This is a genomic window from Stenotrophomonas maltophilia, from assembly GCF_023518235.1.
GTDB lineage: Bacteria > Pseudomonadota > Gammaproteobacteria > Xanthomonadales > Xanthomonadaceae > Stenotrophomonas.
Genome location: NZ_CP090423.1, coordinates 2,009,850 through 2,026,178, shown reverse-complemented (window position 1 = coordinate 2,026,178; position 16,329 = coordinate 2,009,850). Strand labels below are relative to the sequence as shown.

The following is a 16,329-nucleotide window of genomic DNA, read 5'->3' as shown; positions in this document are numbered from 1 at the left end:
GGGGCCGGGCGCACCGGTCCCTGCTTGCCTTTCCGGGGCTGGTGGTAAAATCGGCGGATTCCCGTTGCTCGAGCCCTCCATGACCTGCCGCACCCGCTTCGCCCCCAGCCCCACCGGTTACCTGCACATCGGCGGTGCCCGCACCGCACTGTACTGCTGGCTGGAGGCCCGCCACCGTGGCGGCGAGTTCGTGCTGCGCATCGAGGACACCGACCGTGAACGCAGCACCCAGGCGGCGATCGACGCCATCCTGGAGGCGATGGACTGGCTGGGCCTGGACTACGACCAGGGCCCGATCTACCAGACCGACCGCGTGGCCCGTTACCTGGAAGTGGCCGAGCAGCTGGTGGCCGACGGCAAGGCGTACTACGCCTACGAAACCAAGGAAGAGCTGGACGCCATGCGCGAGGCGGCCATGGCCAGGCAGGAAAAGCCGCGCTACAACGGCGCCGCGCGCGAGCTGGGCCTGCTGCGCAAGGACGACCCGAACCGCGTCATCCGCTTCAAGAACCCGCTCGACGGCAGCGTGGTCTTCGACGACCTGATCAAGGGGCGCATCGAGATCGCCAACAGCGAGCTGGATGACATGGTCATCTTCCGCCCGGACGGCTACCCCACCTACAACTTCGCGGTGGTGGTGGACGACTGGGACATGGGCATCACCGAGGTCATCCGCGGCGACGACCACATCAACAACACCCCGCGCCAGATCAACCTCTACGAGGGCATCGGCGCGCCGGTGCCGAAGTTCGGCCACATGCCGATGATCCTGGATGAGCAGGGCGCCAAGCTGTCCAAGCGCACCGGCGCGGCCGACGTGATGCAGTACAAGGATGCGGGCTACCTGCCCGACGCGCTGCTGAGCTATCTGGCCCGCCTGGGCTGGTCGCACGGTGACCAGGAGCTCTTCAGCCGCCAGCAGCTGATCGAGCTGTTCGACGTGAAGGACTGCAATTCCAAGGCCTCGCGCCTGGACATGGCCAAGCTGGGCTGGGTCAACCAGCAGTTCCTGAAGAGCGAGACGCCAGCCAGCATCGCCCCGCACCTGGTCTACCAGCTGCAGAAGCTGGGCCTGGACGTGGCCGCCGGCCCGGCGCCGGAGGACGTGGTGGTGGCCCTGCGTGACCGCGTGCAGACCCTGAAGGATATGGCCGAGAGCGCCGTGGTCTGGTACCAGCCGCTGACCACCTACGACGAGGCCGCGGTGGCCAAGCATTTCAAGGCCGGTGCCGAGGTGGCGCTGGGCAAGGCCCGCGAGCTGCTGGCGGCGCTGCCGGAATGGACCGCTGAAGCGGTCGGCGTGGCCCTGCACGACACGGCCGCGGCACTGGAGATCGGCATGGGCAAGGTCGCCCAGCCGCTGCGCGTGGCCATCACCGGCACCCAGGTCAGCCCTGACATTTCCCAGACCGTGTATCTGGCCGGCCGCCAGCAGGCCTTGAAACGCATCGATGTGGCCATCACCAAGGTAGCAACGGCCTGAGGCATCCTTGCCAGGCCCGAACCGGAGAACGCGCATGCCCGCCAAGACCGCCACTGCTTGTACCGCCCCGCACCACCACGTCCATGACGCAACGGATTTCGTGGCGGTGGTCGAGCGTGTCTCGCGCGAACGCGGGCTGCGCCTGACCCCGATCCGCGCCAATGTGCTGAAGCTGATCGCCGAGGCCGGCAAGCCGGTCAAGGCTTACGAGCTGCTGGAGTGGGTGCGCAACGGCAAGGGTGTGGGCGCCGATGCCCCGCCCACCGTGTACCGTGCACTGGACTTCCTGATGGCCAATGGCTTCGTGCACAAGCTGGAATCGGTCAACGCCTTCGTGGCCTGCCATCACCCCAGCAGCGCGGCGCACTCGGTGCCGTTTCTGATCTGTAACAGCTGCCACAGCGCGGTGGAGCTGGAAGACCGCGAGATCGTCAGCCAGCTGGAAAAGCGCGCCAAGGAACTGGGCTTCCAGCCGCAGGCGCAGACCCTGGAAGTGCACGGGCTCTGCGCGCGCTGCGCAGGCTGAGCGGGCGGTGGGATTGGGGTCAGATCCCTTTGCCAGAGGCAAAGGGATCTGACCCCATTTCATGAGCTAGTCGAGCAAGCTCGACTCTACCGGGCCGGCGCCGGCTCGGCCGCGGTATCCACCCGTGCGATCACCGACATGCCTGGCCGCAGCCGCGCCGCCAGTTCCTGTCCCGGATCGATCGAGATCCGGATCGGCAGCCGCTGCACCACCTTGGTGAAGTTGCCGCTGGCATTGTCCGGCCGCAGCACGCTGAACTCCGAGCCGGTGGCCGGTGCGATCTGCTCCACATGGCCGCGCAGCACCTGGCCCTGGAACGCATCCACCGCGAAGGTGGCCGGTTGGCCGATGCGCATCTGCCAGGTCTGGCCTTCCTTGTAGTTGGCCACCACCCACAGCGCATCCGGTACCAGGAACAGCAGCTGCGAGCCGGCGGCCACGTACTGGCCCACGCGCACGCTGGCCTCGCTGATCTGGCCGTCGCGCGGCGCATGGATCACCGTGTTGGCCAGGTCGATGCGGGCCAGCTCCAGCTGCGCCTGTGCACTCTCCACCTGCGCTTCCAGGCTCTTGCGCGCCACCTGGGTCGAGACCAGGGTCTCCTCGGCGATGCGGATCTGCGCCTGCGCTTGCTGCACGCTGGCCTGTGCCGAGGCCTGGCTGGTGCGGAACTTGTCGCGGTCGTTGATCGATACCAGCTGCTGCGCGGCCAGTTCCTCGTAGCGTTTCAGCTCGTTGCGCGAGCGCTGCAGTTCGGCCTGCCCGGCCGACAGCGTGGCGTGCACCGAAGCGATCTGTGCACGGTTCTGCGCCTGCGACTGGTCCGAATTGGCCAGCGCCGCACGCGCGCTGTCCAGCGTGGCCTGCGCCTGCGCAACGCGCTGCGCGTAGATGCGGTCATCGATGCGCAGCAGCGGCTCACCCTGCTTCACATGCTGGAAATCCTTCACCAGCACCTCGGTGACGTAGCCGTTCACCTGCGGCGCCATCACCGTGATCTGCCCGCGCACATAGGCGTTGTCGGTCACCATCACGGCGCTGGTGAACGGCCACAGGTGCCAGGCACGCAGGATCAGCGCGATGCCCAGCAGCGCCACCACCACCATCACCACCACACTGCGTGCGCTGGGCTTGAGGTACTTCGGCGGCAGCGCCGGTTCGACCGGCGTCGGCGCGGGGGCGGCGTCGGTCGGTGGCGGTGGGGTGACGTCGTCGGTGTCGTCGGGGCGGGGCGGAACCGGAGGCATGGCAGTGGACTCAGCGGGTTGCGGCCGGCGTGGCCACGGCAGGGGAAGAGGGATGACGCTTGCGCCATTGCCTGAGCACGGCGGTGCGCAGCGACAGCAGCAGCAACCAGCACAGGAATCCGATCGCCAGCCAGCCGCTCAGGGTGAACACATCGTTGAAGCCGCGCACGTTGGCTTCGCGGCGCGTGGTCTGCGCCAGCTGCGCGCTGCCCTGTGCGCTGCGCAGCACCGGGTCGGTGATCTGTGCGCCGTACAACTGCTGCTGGAGGCGCAGGCGCTGCGCCACCACTGGATCGGCGGGGTCGAGCTGGCTGGTCAGCGCGCTGGAATACAGCTGTTCGCGATGCAGCTGGAAGGTGCCCAGCACCGCAGAACCGGCCAGGCCGCCGAGGGTCTGGGTGATCGACAGCGTCACCAGGAAGGTGATCATGTGGTCCACGCCCTGTTTCAGCGCGGCGGAGATGCCGAGCATGATCAGCGGCCCCATGAACATGCCGGCACCGACCGAGGCCAGGAACTGGCTGACGAAGAAGTCCTGCGGGCGGTCCTGGCTGGTGCGGTGCTGGTCGAAGAACGCGGCCGCGCCCAGCAGCAGGATCGCCATCAGCAGCTGCGGAATCAGCCGCTTCGGGCCGAAGGTCAGCGCGGTGCCCACGATGCCGGTGACCACACCGGCCAGTATCACCACGAACAACGGTCGCATCTGATCAGGCCCCATGCCCAGCGTACGCATCAGGTTGACCACGCCATAGGACTGCTCGGTGGTCAGGAAACGGATCAGGAACGCGCCCATGATGAAATGCAGCACCGGCAGGCTGGCCAGCCAACGTGTCTGCAGCAGCGGGTTGCGCCGGTAATGTTCGATGATGACGGCCGTGGTCGACAGCGCGATCGAGGCAATCAACGCCCAGCCCAGCCAGGGCGTGTTGAGCCACCAGCGTGTGTAGCCCTGCGCCAGCACGATCACCAGCAGCGCCACCGCCGGCGCGAGCAGCGCGAAGGTGAGGAAATCCAGCGGCTCGAACGCCTTCACCTGGATGCCCGGCGGCAGCTTCAGCACCACCACGGCAGCGAACGCACACAGCGCCAGGCCGGCTTCGAACGAGTACAGCTGGTGCCACTGGCCGGTATCGACCAGGCCCGGCGAAACGATCCAGGCGATCGGGACCGCGAGCTGTGAGAGGCCAACGCCGACCACCAGCAGGTTGCCGGTAAAGCGACGCGGCAGCGCCTGCAGCATGTACAGCGTGCCCAGCGTCGAACAGGCCGCGCCGGCGAAACCGCTGGCGGCCCGGGTCAGCATCGTGGTCTCGAAGCTGCCGACGAACAAGTGCAGCACCGCCAACGCCGCATACAGGCCCAGTCCGATCTCGGCGAACAGTCGGATGCCGTACTGCTGGCGGAACTTGAAGGCCAGCAGGTTGGCGGTGACATTGACCATCGCGTAGGCCGCCACCAGCCAGCTGCCCTGGGTCGGGGTCAGCGCCAGCTGGCCCTGCAGGAACGGCAGGTTGGCGGTGACCAGCGCGTTGCCCAGGCCGCCGGTGATCGCCACCAGCAGCGATACCAGTGCGTAGGCGACGCGTCGATGCGGCGGATGCCAGGGCATCGACGCCGAGCCGGGCATGGTCGGCTTCTCGTGCTCTTCCCAATCCGGAACCGGCTTCAGATACGGCTGGACCATCAACGGGCCTCGCTGGTAGCTCCCTGGAGTCCCCCGCGCAGCAGTTGCAGGGCACGCCCGGCCAGATGGGCGCGCTCGTCGCGGGTCTTGCCGCGCAGGGCTGCGCCCAGCATGCCCGAGATCAGTGAAATATCCGTCTTGTCCAGGTCGGCGCGGCAAAGGCCGGCGGCCTTGGCGCGGTTGATGGGGCCTTCCAGCAGATCACGCACGGTTTCGCGTGCGGTGCGCATGGCCGGCACGTCCGAATCGACCGCGCGCCAGTAATCGGCCAGTGCCGGCGAATCGATGATGCGCTGGGCCATGCCTTCGAACACCTCGAACAGGGCGTCGTCGCGGTCGCCAAGCTGTTCGACCTGGCGCCGGATGCGATCAACCGTGCGCTGCAGCAGCGCCTGGATCAGCGCAGTGCGGTCGGGAAAGTTGCGGTACAGGGTGGCCCGGCCCACCTGGGCGCGCTCGACCACCAGGTCCAGCGGGGCGGTGACGCCATGCTGGCCGAAGACATGGTCGGCGGCATCGAGGATGAGGGCACGGCGGGCGGCAGCATCGGCACGTTGGGCAGTCATGGAATTATTTTCGGACAAAAATGTCCGTTTGGCGAGACAGTGAGTGACGGGATTGTCCGGTTGTTGTCGTACGCACATCTTTGTGACGCCTACGTGATGGGGTGCGGCTGAAACAAAAACGGGGGCCCGAAGGCCCCCGTTCTGATGGCGTGGGGTCAGAGCCCTTTCCGTCGGAAAGGGATCCGATCCCGCCTTGCGCGATCAGAAGAACGCGCGGATGCCAAAAGCGACACCGCGACCCGGCAGCGGCGAGTAGTCGCGCAGCAGCGAGGTATGCGGACGCACTTCGCGGTTGGTCAGGTTGCTGCCATCCAGGAACACCTCGTAGCTGTTGCTGGTGTTGCGGTCCCAGCGGTAGGCCAGATGCGCATCGACCAGGGTGTAGCCATTGCTCGGCTCCTCGTTCTGCGCCACGTCCTTCTGGCGGCTGTAGCGCACCGCACCGACCGAGGCACGCCAGCCGTCCTTCGACCAGCGCAGGTCGGCGCCGACGCGGGCCGGTGCGATGCGCGGCAGGTAGCCGGTGTTGGCCAGTTCCACCGAGTAATTGTGGTTGTGGTCGCCGTGCGGCACCGCGATGTCCAGCGTGCGGCTGCCGCTGCCATCCAGCTTGGCCTTCACGTAATCGCCGAACAGGCGCAGGTCCCAGTCGCCGGCACCGCCTTCGAACAGATGCACCAGCGCCTCGGCTTCGGCGCCGCGGAACACCGCGTCCTGCTGGGTCCAGGCGCGGACCGGCAGGCTCTCGGTCACCCCGGTGTCGGCCAGGTAGATGAAGTCCTTGAACTTGGTCTGGTAGACCGACGCGGAGAAGTCCAGGCGCTCGCTGTGGGTATGGATGCCCAGCTCGACGCGCTGGCCTCGCTCGGTCTTCAGGTTGGCGTCGCCGATTTCCAGCGAGCGGGTGGCGATGTGCGCGCCGGCGGCATACAGCTCTTCATTGGTCGGCGCACGTTCGGAGCTGTCCACGCCGATGCGCAGGTCGACCGCGTCGTTGAGCTTCCAGATGCCGGCTGCGGACAGGTTGGTGGCACCGAAGGTACGGCGGCGGTAATCACCGGTCGGCTCCAGCTTGACCTGGTCGTGGCGGCCGCCCAGTTCCAGCTTGAACGGGCCGAACTGCTTTTCCTGCAGCACGAACAGGCCGATGTTCTTCGTGCCGGTATCCGGGACGAAAGCTTCTTCACCCTTGGCACCGAAATCACTGTTGCCGAACTGCAGGCCAAAGGCACCGTCCCAACCGCCGATCTGCTGCTGCACCGCCTCCAGCCGGGCCTCGATGCCACGGTTGGTGAAGCGGGTGGACGGCGTGCCAGCCTCCAGCTCCACGTGCTCATAGTCGGTGTAGGCCACGCGCGCGTTGATGTTCTTCAGGAACGAAACCGGGTTGTAGATGCCGGCCTTGGTCTCGAAGCGGTTCTGCACCATGTCGATGCGCACGTCATGCTCGTCGCCTTCCTCTTCGTCGCCATGATCGTGATCGTGGTCATGGCCATGATCGTCGCCGTCGGCGTGCACGTGGGCGCCGTTGGGAATGCCATAGTTGGTGCGGTAGGTGCTGGCCGACACGCCGAAGTAGCCACCTTCGCCCAGCCAGGTGGCGCCGACGCCACCGGCGCGGGTGCGGATGGAACTGTTGTCCAGGCGGCCGCGACGCGGTTCTTCACCCTCGGCCGCATCGTGGTCATGGTCATGGTCGTGGTCGTGATGATCTTCCAGGCTGTCGATGACCGCATAGCCGGGAATGCGGTAGTCGTCGCCATTGCGCACCAGGCCATCGACGTGCAGCACGACATTGCCGCTGACGCCATCGAGGCGGAACATGCCGCTGCGCTCGTTGTTCACCGAATTGCCGCGCAGTTCGGCGCGGCCGCTGAGCGGGCGCTCCGGCAGTTCGCGCGCGATGCGGCCATCAACCACGTTGACTGCACCACCGATGGCGCCGCTGCCGAACAGCAGCGTGGCCGGGCCCTTCAGCACTTCGATCTGGTCGGCCAGGAACGGTTCGATGCTGGTGGCGTGGTCGGCGCTGACGGTGGAGGCATCCATGTTGCCCATGCCGTTGGACAGCACCGCCACGCGCGGGCCTTCCTGGCCACGGATGATCGGGCGGCCGACGCCGGGGCCGAAGAACGTGCTCTGCACGCCGGGCAGCTTGGCCACGGTATCGCCAAGGGTGCCAGCCTTCTGCTCGTCCAGGCGTTCGTCGGCAAGCACGTCGACCGGGCGCGCCAGCGATTCGGCATCGCCCTGCAGCGGCGAGGCCGTCACCTGCACCGACGACAGCTCGGTCAGGTGGCGGTCACGATGAGCGGTGTCCTGGCCGGCGGCAAAGGCCGTGGACGGCAGCAGGGCGGCCAGGGCCAGGGCGAGGGAATGCGGCTTGAAGCGCAGGGTTTGGGCGGGCATGGGTAGGTCCTTTGTTACAATGTATCAATCGCGGGGCGCACGTATCCCGTCGGCGGGACAGGGGGAGGGAAACCGTGCGGGTCGGGAACGGATGTTATATTATTCCATAACGATTCGCCGACCCTGCTGGAAGTCATGTCCCTGTCCTCACGCCTGCGCCACCTGCTCGACCGTTTCGGCGCCACTGGTTCGATGCTGTGCGCGGTGCACTGCGCGGTGATTCCCGTGCTGCTGGCGGCGGCGCCTTCGCTGGGCCTGTCGTTCTGGCTGAGCGATGGCGTGGAGCAGGCCCTGGTGGTGTTCGTGACCCTGCTGGGGCTGTTCAGCCTGGTCTGGGGCTACCGCCGCCACGGCGCGCTGCGCGCGCTGGGCTTCCTGATTCCCGGTCTGGTCGCGCTGTGGGCCGGCGTGCTGTACGACCCGCTGCACCACAACGCCGTGCCGCATGCGGTGGTGATGACCATCGGTGGCCTGCTGGTGGGGGTTGCCCATCTGGTCAATCTGCGCCTGAACCACGGCCACGTGCACGACGCAAGCTGCGCGCACTAGGCGCTCCGTGATAGGATTTTCGATCGTGCGCGGGGGCGCCCAGCAAGGCGGCCCCGCCGAACCCGTGTCAGTACGGGGTAACCAGATTTCACACTTGAGGAGTTGAAGACATGGGTAAGGGTGACCGCAAGACCGCCAAGGGCAAGCGCTACAACGCCAGCTACGGCAACGCCCGTTCGCACACCGCGAGCAAGGTCGCCGTAGGCGCCGCCGCCCCGGTTGCCAAGAAGACCGTGGCCAAGGCTCCGGCGAAGAAGGCTGTGGCGAAGAAGACCGTCGCCAAGGCCTGATCCGGCCGACCGACCGGTCCAAAGAAAACGCGGCGCCTGGCGCCGCGTTTTTTTATGCCTGTCGTTCGGGGCGCTGCGCTCGCCGGGCATGGCCCGGCGGAGGTGCTCAATCAGCGCAGCGTCTGCTTCAGCGTTTCCGGGTTGCCATCATTCGGCGCGGCCGGTACCTGCAGCAGGTGGGCCAGCAGCGGGTAGACATCCACGTTGTCGAACCCGTCGATCACCAGGCCCTGGCGGAACGATGGGCCGCTGGCCACGAACACCGCACGCATGGATGGCAGTGCGTTGTCGTAGCCGTGCGAGCCGCGGTCCTGGTGGACGCGCTTGGCGAGCTTCTGCTGGTGCAGCGCGTCCCAGCCTTCGTCCATGTTGCAGACAATGGCCGGAATGCGCGGATGCGTGCCGTAGTGCCAGCGCGCCGGCAGGTTTTCCTTCTTCCAGCACTCATAGTGTGCGTGACGGCCGAGCAGGGCGCGTTCGGCTTCTGCCTCACGGCCGGCCACCGGCGAAAAGCCGATCGACTGGCCCTGGCTGACATTGCGCGCGATGGCGGGGTCGACCATCGATTCGGTGGAAATCACCTGGCCTTCCGGCACCGATGCCATTCCGTGGTCGGACACCACGATCACGTTGGTGGTGGCGGCCAGGCCACGTTGCTGCAGGCCATCGAGCACCTGGCCGACAATCAGGTCCGCACGGGCGATGGCCTCGGCGTACTGCGTCGATTCGGGGCCGTAGTTGTGGCCGGCCTTGTCCACATGTTCCATGTACAACGTGGTCAGCCGCGGTGCATCGGCGTCGGACTGTGCCAGCCAGTCCAGCACGATGCCGGCGCGCTGCTCCAGCGGCTCCTTGCTGTCGTACACGCGCCACTGGCTGGGGCGCACCCCGCCGATCGCTGATTCGCTGCCCGGCCAAGAGGTGGTGGCGGTACGCACGCCGACCTTCTCGGCGCCGACCCAGATCGGTTCACCGCCCCACCAGCCGCTGGTGGTGACCGCGTCGCGGTTGCTCAGTTCGAAACGGCCCAGCGCTGCATCGTCCATGCTGTTGTTGACGATGCCGTGGTGGTCCGGGCGCAGGCCGGTGACGATGGTGTAGTGGTTGGGGAAGGTCAGCGACGGATAGGACGGTGTCATCCAGCGTGCGCGGACGCCGCCGTCGATCAGACGCTGCAGGTTCGGGGTCAGGCCGCGATCGAGTGCGTCGGCGCGCAGGCCGTCGATCGAGATCAGCAGCAGCTTCGGCGGCGCGGCCGCAGCGACAGCGGTGGGAGCGGAGGCGGAAGGGGCGGGCGCGGTGGTGCAGGATGCCAGGGGCAGCAGCAGCGCCAGCGAACAGGTCAGGCGTACGGAAGTCATCCATGCATGATAAGCCGCCGCAATGACCAAGCCGAGACACGGCGCCGGAAAGCGCGCCGTGTCCACGCATTTTTCCTTATCCCCGCGCCTTCGGCGCGCGCCCTTCAACAGGAAGGGGGCTCCTCACCAGAGGCACTCCGCAAACCCATCCAGCATGTCGACCAAGGTCGACACCTGCCAACAGCCACTCAACCTTCAGGCAAACAGCGGGGCCTGGCGTTGTTCCAGGCGCAGCAGGGCGGCCTTGGTTTCCAGGCCGCCGCCGAATCCGGTGAGGGCGCCATTGCTGCCGATCACGCGATGGCAGGGCAGGATGATCGGCAGGGGATTGCGGCCATTGGCCGCGCCCACCGCGCGGGTCGCACTGGGTTGGCCCAGGTGCTGCGCCAGCTGCAGGTAGCTCCAGGTCTGGCCAAACGGGATCAGTGCCAGCGCCTGCCATACGCGCAGCTGGAACGGCGTGCCGCGCGGTGCAAGCTCAAGATCGAAGCGGCTGCGCTCGCCATGCAGGAACTGCAGCAACTGCTCGCGTGCTTCCGGCAGTGCATCCGGTGCGTAGTGCCAATGGTCACGGCCGCGCGCCGGATGGCGGTTCTCCGGGAACAGCACATGCGAAAGGCCGCGCTCGTCACCGGCAATGGTCAGCACGCCGATCGGGCTGTCGAAACGGTCGAACAACAGGGTCATGTCGGTTCTCCAACGAAAGTGCCGGACAGGTGCCACAGGTGCAGCACGGCGTAGGCGCGCCACGGGCGCCACGGTTGCGAGCGCGCTTCGGTGGCACGTTCGCTCAGGCGTTGGCCCTGCGCATGGCCCAGGACCTGCTGCAATACCAGGTCACCGGCTGGGAAGGCATCGGGTTGGCCGAGGCCGCGCAGGGCGATGTACTGCGCCGTCCACGGTCCGATGCCGGGCAGCGCCACGCAGCGGGCAACGAACTCTTCCAGCGCCTGGCCGGGCCCGAAGTCGAGCTGGCCGCTGGCGCAGGCGGCCGCCAGCGCACGCACGGTGGCCGCTCGGCTCCGCGGCAGACCGATCGATTCCAGCGGCGCTTCGGCCAGCACCTCGGGCGCTGGGAACTGGCGGTCGAATTCCGAGGGCATGCCGGGCAGATGCGCGCCATAGGCATCCACCAGCCGCCGCGCGAATGTCGTGGCCGCCGCGACGCTGACCTGTTGGCCCAGCACCGCGCGCACGCCCACCTCGAAACCATCCCAGCCGCCGGGCACGCGCAGGCCCGGCCGTTCGGCGATGCCGCGCGCCAGCAGCGGTTCCTCGCCCAGCGCGGCGTGCACTTGTTGCAGGTCGGCATCCAGATCGAACACGCGGCGCACGCGGCGCACGATGTCTGGAATCAGGCGCGGATCGACCGCGCCCAGCTGCAGATGCAGTTCCGGCCGCTTCGGGTCGGCGGTGACGCGCAGCAGGGTGGGGCGTTCGGGCGTGCCGAGCACGCGCTGGTAGCTGTCCTCGCCGATCAGCTCGATGCCGGGCAGGCTGCGCTTGCGCAGGAAGGCCAGCATGCGCGGGAAATCCAGCGGTGGGCGATACACCAGACGCAGCACCAGGCTGCCGTCGTCGGCGGCCAGTGGGTGATGCTGGCGGCGCAGCGCGGTTGGCGCCATGCCGCAGCCCTGCAGGAACGCCGTATTGAAGCGGCGCAGGCTGTTGTAACCGGCAGCCAGTGCCACGTTGGTCACCGGCAGCGTGGTTTCGGTCAGCAGCTGCTTGGCCAGCAGCAGGCGATGGGTGGCGTGGATCTGTCCCGGGGTTGCACCCAGGTGTTCGACGAACAGGCGCTGCAGCTGGCGCGCGCTCAGGCCAAGCTTCGCGGCCAGATCGCCCACCGGTTGATCCTGCAGGAAACCGCCATGAATCAGGGCGAGTGCACGCTGTACGGTCTGACCGGCAAGCGCCTGCTGCGCCTGGGGTGCCAGTTCGGGACGGCAGCGCAGGCATGGCCGGTAGCCGGCTGCGGCTGCGGCGGCCGCCGTGGGGAAATAGCTGATGTTGCGCGGCTTCGGCGGTGGCGCCGGGCACACCGGGCGGCAGTAGATGCCGGTGCTGCGCACGGCGGTGAAGAATACGCCGTCGAAGCGTGCGTCGCGGGCCAGACGGGCGCGGTCGCAGGCAGCGGTGTCGAGGGCGAGTGCGGTGTCCATGGCGCCAGTCTAGGCCGGAGTGGGCAGCGATACTCGCCACATTCGGACATGGATGCTGAAGGGGTTCGGCAGGGCTGCGCCCTGCACCCGTGGTAGTGCCGGCCGCTGGCCGTCAACTGCAACAGCGGGCTTCCTGCGGGAGGGTGTTCTGCACTGCTGTTGGCAGGTGTCGACCTGGGTCGACACGCTTTTTCCCCAAGGGTCAGAAGGGGTTCAGTGCCAGGCACTGAATGCGCGGCCTGGACGGGTAGACTGTGGCTCTTGCTCAGATGAAGACCGGTTGCCCGATGTCCGCCAAACTCCGCTGGTTGCCCCTGTTGTGCCTGGCCCTGGCGGGCTGCAGCCAGCTGGAGAATCCGGGCAACGTGACCGCCGCCGACAAGGCCGCGCGGGCACCGGCCAGCGATGGCGAGAACATGGTGTCGATCAATGCCGCCGATGCGCCACCGCCGCCGGCGCCGCCCCGCAGCCGGGCCGACCGGCCGTGGCCGCAGGCGCAGCTGGAGAACGGCCGCGCCTGGGTCAGCTGCAGCACCGAATATGCCGGTGACGCCGGCGACGGTGTCGAGCTGGAAGGCCTGCAGCGCGACCAGATCAGCCAGGCATTGGCGCCGTGTGCCGAGCGCGGCCTGATGCGCGTGCGCTATGCCGGCAAGATCAATCCGGGCTTCGCCGAGATGATGTGGCGGTTGGCTGTGGTGGCCGATGAACAGAAGATCCACAAACGCATCCTTGACCTCGATTCCAGCGGTGGCCAGGTGGAATCGGCGATCGTGGCCGGTGACAGCATCGGCGAATCGGGCTGGACCATCTGGGTGCGCGAAGGCTCGATCTGCCACAGCGCCTGCGTGTTCGTGCTGGCAGCCGGCGACAACCGCCTGCTGTCGGGCAAGGTCGGCATCCACCGCATGATGCGCATCAGTTCCAAGGCCACCTCGCGTGCTGAACTCAACCGCGAGCTGCACGAGGTCTACGACAACGTGAAGGACTACCTGCAGCGCAACGGAGTGGCGGTCGGCGTGGCCGACCTGATGATGACCGTGCCCAACCGCAGCCTGCGCCTGCTGACCGCCGACGAGCTGCGCCAGTACGGGCTGGATGGCACCAACGCCGTGCAGGATGATCTGGAACGGATCAAGCAGATGCGCGCCTGCGGCGATGATTTCGTGCAGCGCAAGGATGCGTTCCTGATCGCCTTCGACCAGCAGTGCAAGCGCGAAGGCGCCGACATGGAATCGATCAACAGCTGCGGCCAGGCGCTGAAACAGCGCTTCGGGTTCCCGGATGCGGTGTGCCCGGAGGAAAGCCCATTGTCGGAGATCGACGTGGCAACGCTGCCGCCGGCGCCGTCCGAGCCGTCGCCGGTGGCCGAGCAGCTGCCTGCGGACGCCGGTAGGCCTGCGGCGCAGGCCGACGCGGCTGCCGGGGCGGTGGAAGGCAGCGTCCCCGCGCGCTGACGAGGCGGTCACCGCGCTGGCGTAGACTGCGGTTCTTTCCCGAGAACCGGCGGTGTCCATGAAGCGCGTGCTCCTGCTGATGTCCCTGATGCCCATCGCCGCGTTGGCGCAGGCGCCTGCACCGGCCACGCCCGCCCCCGCGCCTGCGCGACCGGCACCGGCATCGCCGGCGGCGGCCAAGCCGCTTACCGCGGGCGCGCCGGCACTGACCGCCGCACAGCAGGCGCAGGTGCAGAAACAGGATGCGGAGATGGGTGCGGCGGCGGTGCGGGTCGCGCAGCTGGTCGATGCCAATCGCGCAGGCGAATTGTGGGACGGCGCATCCGCAGTCGCACGACGCGCGGTTCCCAAGGCTGCCTTCGTTACCCAGCTGGCCGGTGAACGCACGCGCCTGGGCGCGATGGCCGGCCGTGGCCAGCCGACCATCACCCGGGTCAAGTACAGCGCGGGTGCGGCCGTACCGGAGGGGCTGTACATCAATGTCAGCTTCCCGACCCGCTTCGCCAACAGCGCACAGCCGGTGCGTGAGCTGGTGTCGTTCCGTTTCGACGAGGACCAGGTGTGGCGACTGGCCGGCTACAGCCTGCGCGCGTCGGGTCCCTGAGGAGAACGATGATGGCAACCGAACTGACCATGCTGGCCTGGGCGACCCTGCTGGGCTTCGTCTACATCTTCTCCACCTCCACCGTGGTCACCCGCGAGCGGGGAATGAAGTGGAATGCCTCGGCACGTGATGGCCAGGCCCGGCCGCTCAGCCCGCTGGCCGGCCGCCTGCAACGGGCCCAGGCCAACTTCCTGGAGACCTTCCCGTTCTTCGCTGCCGCCGCGATCGCGGTGGTGCTGGCCGGGCGCGGCAATGACACCACGGCGCTGGCCGCGCAGGCCTATTTCTGGGCGCGCGTGGCTTATCTGCCGTTGTACGCCGCCGGCGTGCCGTACGTGCGCAGCCTGGTGTGGCTGGTGTCGCTGCTGTCGATCCTGGCGCTGGTGTTCGCGCTGTTGTGATCCGGCGCTGATCCAGATCAAGGCCGCTCAGCTGCACGGCGCTATGCTGGCGCGGACTGGATCAACGGCAGGAGGCGCGCATGCGCAGGATGGACGTGGTGGTGGTCGGTGCCGGGCCGGCAGGCCTGTGCTTTGCGCGCGCGCTGGCCGACAGCGGCCTGCAGGTCGGGCTGGTGGACGTGCAGCCGCGCCAGGCGCTGGCCGATGCCGCCTTTGATGGCCGCGAGATCGCGCTGACCCATGCCTCGCGGCAGAGCATGGAGCAGCTGGGGCTGTGGCAGCGCCTGCCGCATGCCGAGATCGCCGAACTGCGCGATGCGCGGGTGATGAACGGCGCATCGCCGTTCGCGCTGACCTTTGCCAGCCGCCAGGTCGACGGCCAGCCGCTGGGCTGGCTGGTGCCCAACCACCTGATCCGCCGTGCCGCGTGGGATGCGGTGCAGGGGCAGGACGGCCTGGAACTGTTCGACGGGCGCAAGGTGCTGGGGGTGCAGGCCGACGCGCAGGGCCACGTGGTCAAGCTCGATGACGGCAGCCAACTGCACGCGCGCCTGCTGATCGCCGCCGACAGCCGCTTCTCCGCCACCCGCCGCATGCTCGGCATCGGCGCGCAGATGCGCGACTTCGGCAAGTCGATGCTGGTGTGCCGGATGCAGGTCGAGCGCGATCACCATCACACCGCCTGGGAGTGGTTCGGCTATGGCCGCACCCTGGCGCTGCTGCCGCTCAACCAGGGCCAGGCCTCGGCGGTGATCACGCTGCCGCCGCGGCAGATCGAGGAGTTGCTGGCGATGGACGAGGTGGCCTTCGGTGAAGCCGTCACGGCCTTCTTCGAGCACCGCCTGGGTCGCATGCAGCCGGTGGCCACGCCACAGGCGTATCCGCTGGTCGGCGTGTACGCGCACCGTTTCGTCGGCGAGCGCTCGGCGCTGATCGGTGATGCCGCGGTGGGCATGCACCCGGTCACCGCGCATGGCTTCAATCTGGGCCTGGCCAGCGCGCAGCGGCTGGCACAGGGCATCGTCGAGCAGCAGCGCCGCGGTGCCGACATTGCCGCCGCAGGCATGCTGGCCAGCTACCAGCGTGGTCATCGACTGGCGTCGCGACCGCTTTACGAGGCGACCAATGCAATCGCCAGCCTGTATACCGACGACCGCCGCCCGGCCCGCGTGCTGCGTGCGGCCGGTCTGCGCCTGGCACAGGGCGTCGCGCCGTTCCGGCAACTGATTGCCGCGCATCTGACCCAGCGCGTGGCCTGAACCGGTTCAGATCAGCCGGCGGCCAGCACCCGGATCTGGCTGTCGGCGAATTCCACCACCTGGCCTGCGCGGATCTTGCAGGCCTTGCGCAGCTCGACCTCACCGTCGACCAGGACCTGGCCTTCGCTGATGACCATCTTGGCCTCGCCACCGCTGGTGACCAGGTCGGCCAGCTTGAGCAGCTGCTTGAGTTCGACGTAGTCGCCGTCGAGGTCGAATTCGAGAATCTGCATGGAGCGGGGTTTCCTGGGATAGGGCACGGGCCAGCGGCCGGGCCGGGGGGGAAGAGGGCGCGTATTGTGCGCCAGCACGGGGCATGACGGCACGCGCA

At 67.9% G+C, this 16,329-nt stretch carries 16 protein-coding genes; 8 read left to right on the top strand and 8 right to left on the bottom strand.

Annotation, left to right across the window (positions count from 1 at the left end):
* Nucleotides 1–79 precede the first annotated feature (79 nt).
* Nucleotides 80–1,483 (top strand): glutamate--tRNA ligase, encoded by a 1,404-nt coding sequence (gene gltX / locus LZ605_RS09575; RefSeq protein ID WP_249844625.1) that lies wholly within the window; start codon nucleotides 80–82, stop codon nucleotides 1,481–1,483.
* Between the two features lie 34 nt (nucleotides 1,484–1,517).
* Nucleotides 1,518–2,009 (top strand): Fur family transcriptional regulator, encoded by a 492-nt coding sequence (locus LZ605_RS09570; protein WP_107230286.1) that lies wholly within the window; start codon nucleotides 1,518–1,520, stop codon nucleotides 2,007–2,009.
* Between the two features lie 86 nt (nucleotides 2,010–2,095).
* On the opposite strand, the gene LZ605_RS09565 is transcribed toward LZ605_RS09570, so the two are convergent.
* The 4 genes from LZ605_RS09565 to LZ605_RS09550 all read right to left on the bottom strand — a co-directional run bounded on the left by LZ605_RS09565 (nucleotide 2,096) and on the right by LZ605_RS09550 (nucleotide 7,915).
* A complete protein-coding gene (locus LZ605_RS09565; RefSeq protein WP_249844624.1) occupies nucleotides 2,096–3,256 on the bottom strand; it encodes an HlyD family secretion protein in 1,161 nt (386 codons plus the stop codon).
* Nucleotides 3,257–3,266: 10 nt separating this feature from the next.
* Entirely contained in the window at nucleotides 3,267–4,940 is a 1,674-nt protein-coding gene (locus tag LZ605_RS09560) for an MFS transporter (RefSeq protein WP_249844623.1), read from the bottom strand.
* Nucleotides 4,940–5,506, bottom strand: a complete 567-nt coding sequence (locus LZ605_RS09555; protein WP_249844622.1) for a TetR/AcrR family transcriptional regulator — start codon at nucleotides 5,504–5,506, stop codon at nucleotides 4,940–4,942. The genes LZ605_RS09560 and LZ605_RS09555 overlap by 1 nt, the downstream gene beginning before the upstream one ends.
* A gap of 201 nt (nucleotides 5,507–5,707) precedes the next feature.
* On the bottom strand, nucleotides 5,708–7,915 hold the full coding sequence (locus tag LZ605_RS09550) for a TonB-dependent receptor (protein ID WP_249844621.1): 2,208 nt from the start codon (nucleotides 7,913–7,915) through the stop codon (nucleotides 5,708–5,710).
* A 135-nt stretch (nucleotides 7,916–8,050) separates the two neighbouring features.
* Between LZ605_RS09550 and LZ605_RS09545 the strand changes: the two genes are divergently transcribed.
* Nucleotides 8,051–8,464, top strand: a complete 414-nt coding sequence (locus LZ605_RS09545; RefSeq protein ID WP_008264835.1) for a MerC domain-containing protein — start codon at nucleotides 8,051–8,053, stop codon at nucleotides 8,462–8,464.
* 110 nt (nucleotides 8,465–8,574) lie between these two features.
* Nucleotides 8,575–8,754: a 30S ribosomal protein THX gene (locus LZ605_RS09540; RefSeq protein ID WP_010483110.1), complete on the top strand. Its 180-nt coding sequence runs from the start codon at nucleotides 8,575–8,577 to the stop codon at nucleotides 8,752–8,754.
* Between the two features lie 110 nt (nucleotides 8,755–8,864).
* Here the strand turns inward: LZ605_RS09540 and LZ605_RS09535 are convergent, their stop codons facing one another.
* The 3 genes from LZ605_RS09535 to LZ605_RS09525 form a co-directional block, all read right to left on the bottom strand.
* On the bottom strand, nucleotides 8,865–10,115 hold the full coding sequence (locus LZ605_RS09535; protein WP_249844620.1) for an ectonucleotide pyrophosphatase/phosphodiesterase: 1,251 nt from the start codon (nucleotides 10,113–10,115) through the stop codon (nucleotides 8,865–8,867).
* A gap of 195 nt (nucleotides 10,116–10,310) precedes the next feature.
* Entirely contained in the window at nucleotides 10,311–10,802 is a 492-nt protein-coding gene (locus tag LZ605_RS09530; protein ID WP_249844619.1) for a methylated-DNA--[protein]-cysteine S-methyltransferase, read from the bottom strand.
* Nucleotides 10,799–12,277, bottom strand: a complete 1,479-nt coding sequence (locus tag LZ605_RS09525; RefSeq protein ID WP_249844618.1) for a DNA-3-methyladenine glycosylase 2 family protein — start codon at nucleotides 12,275–12,277, stop codon at nucleotides 10,799–10,801. Before LZ605_RS09525 ends, LZ605_RS09530 begins: the two co-directional genes overlap by 4 nt.
* 287 nt (nucleotides 12,278–12,564) lie before the next feature.
* Here LZ605_RS09525 and LZ605_RS09520 point away from each other — a divergent pair, with 287 nt between their 5' ends.
* The 4 genes from LZ605_RS09520 (at nucleotide 12,565) to ubiM (ending at nucleotide 15,998) form a co-directional block, all read left to right on the top strand.
* Nucleotides 12,565–13,734: a hypothetical protein gene (locus LZ605_RS09520; protein ID WP_249844617.1), complete on the top strand. Its 1,170-nt coding sequence runs from the start codon at nucleotides 12,565–12,567 to the stop codon at nucleotides 13,732–13,734.
* 58 nt (nucleotides 13,735–13,792) lie between these two features.
* Nucleotides 13,793–14,338, top strand: coding sequence for a DUF4019 domain-containing protein (locus tag LZ605_RS09515; protein WP_249844616.1), 546 nt, complete (start codon nucleotides 13,793–13,795; stop codon nucleotides 14,336–14,338).
* An 11-nt stretch (nucleotides 14,339–14,349) separates the two neighbouring features.
* Entirely contained in the window at nucleotides 14,350–14,739 is a 390-nt protein-coding gene (locus LZ605_RS09510) for an MAPEG family protein (protein WP_249844615.1), read from the top strand.
* A gap of 80 nt (nucleotides 14,740–14,819) precedes the next feature.
* Nucleotides 14,820–15,998 (top strand): 5-demethoxyubiquinol-8 5-hydroxylase UbiM, encoded by a 1,179-nt coding sequence (gene ubiM / locus LZ605_RS09505; protein WP_249844614.1) that lies wholly within the window; start codon nucleotides 14,820–14,822, stop codon nucleotides 15,996–15,998.
* 11 nt (nucleotides 15,999–16,009) lie between these two features.
* Here ubiM and LZ605_RS09500 read toward each other — a convergent pair whose 3' ends face one another.
* Nucleotides 16,010–16,231, bottom strand: coding sequence for an RNA-binding S4 domain-containing protein (locus LZ605_RS09500; protein WP_006426190.1), 222 nt, complete (start codon nucleotides 16,229–16,231; stop codon nucleotides 16,010–16,012).
* Nucleotides 16,232–16,329 lie beyond the last annotated feature (98 nt).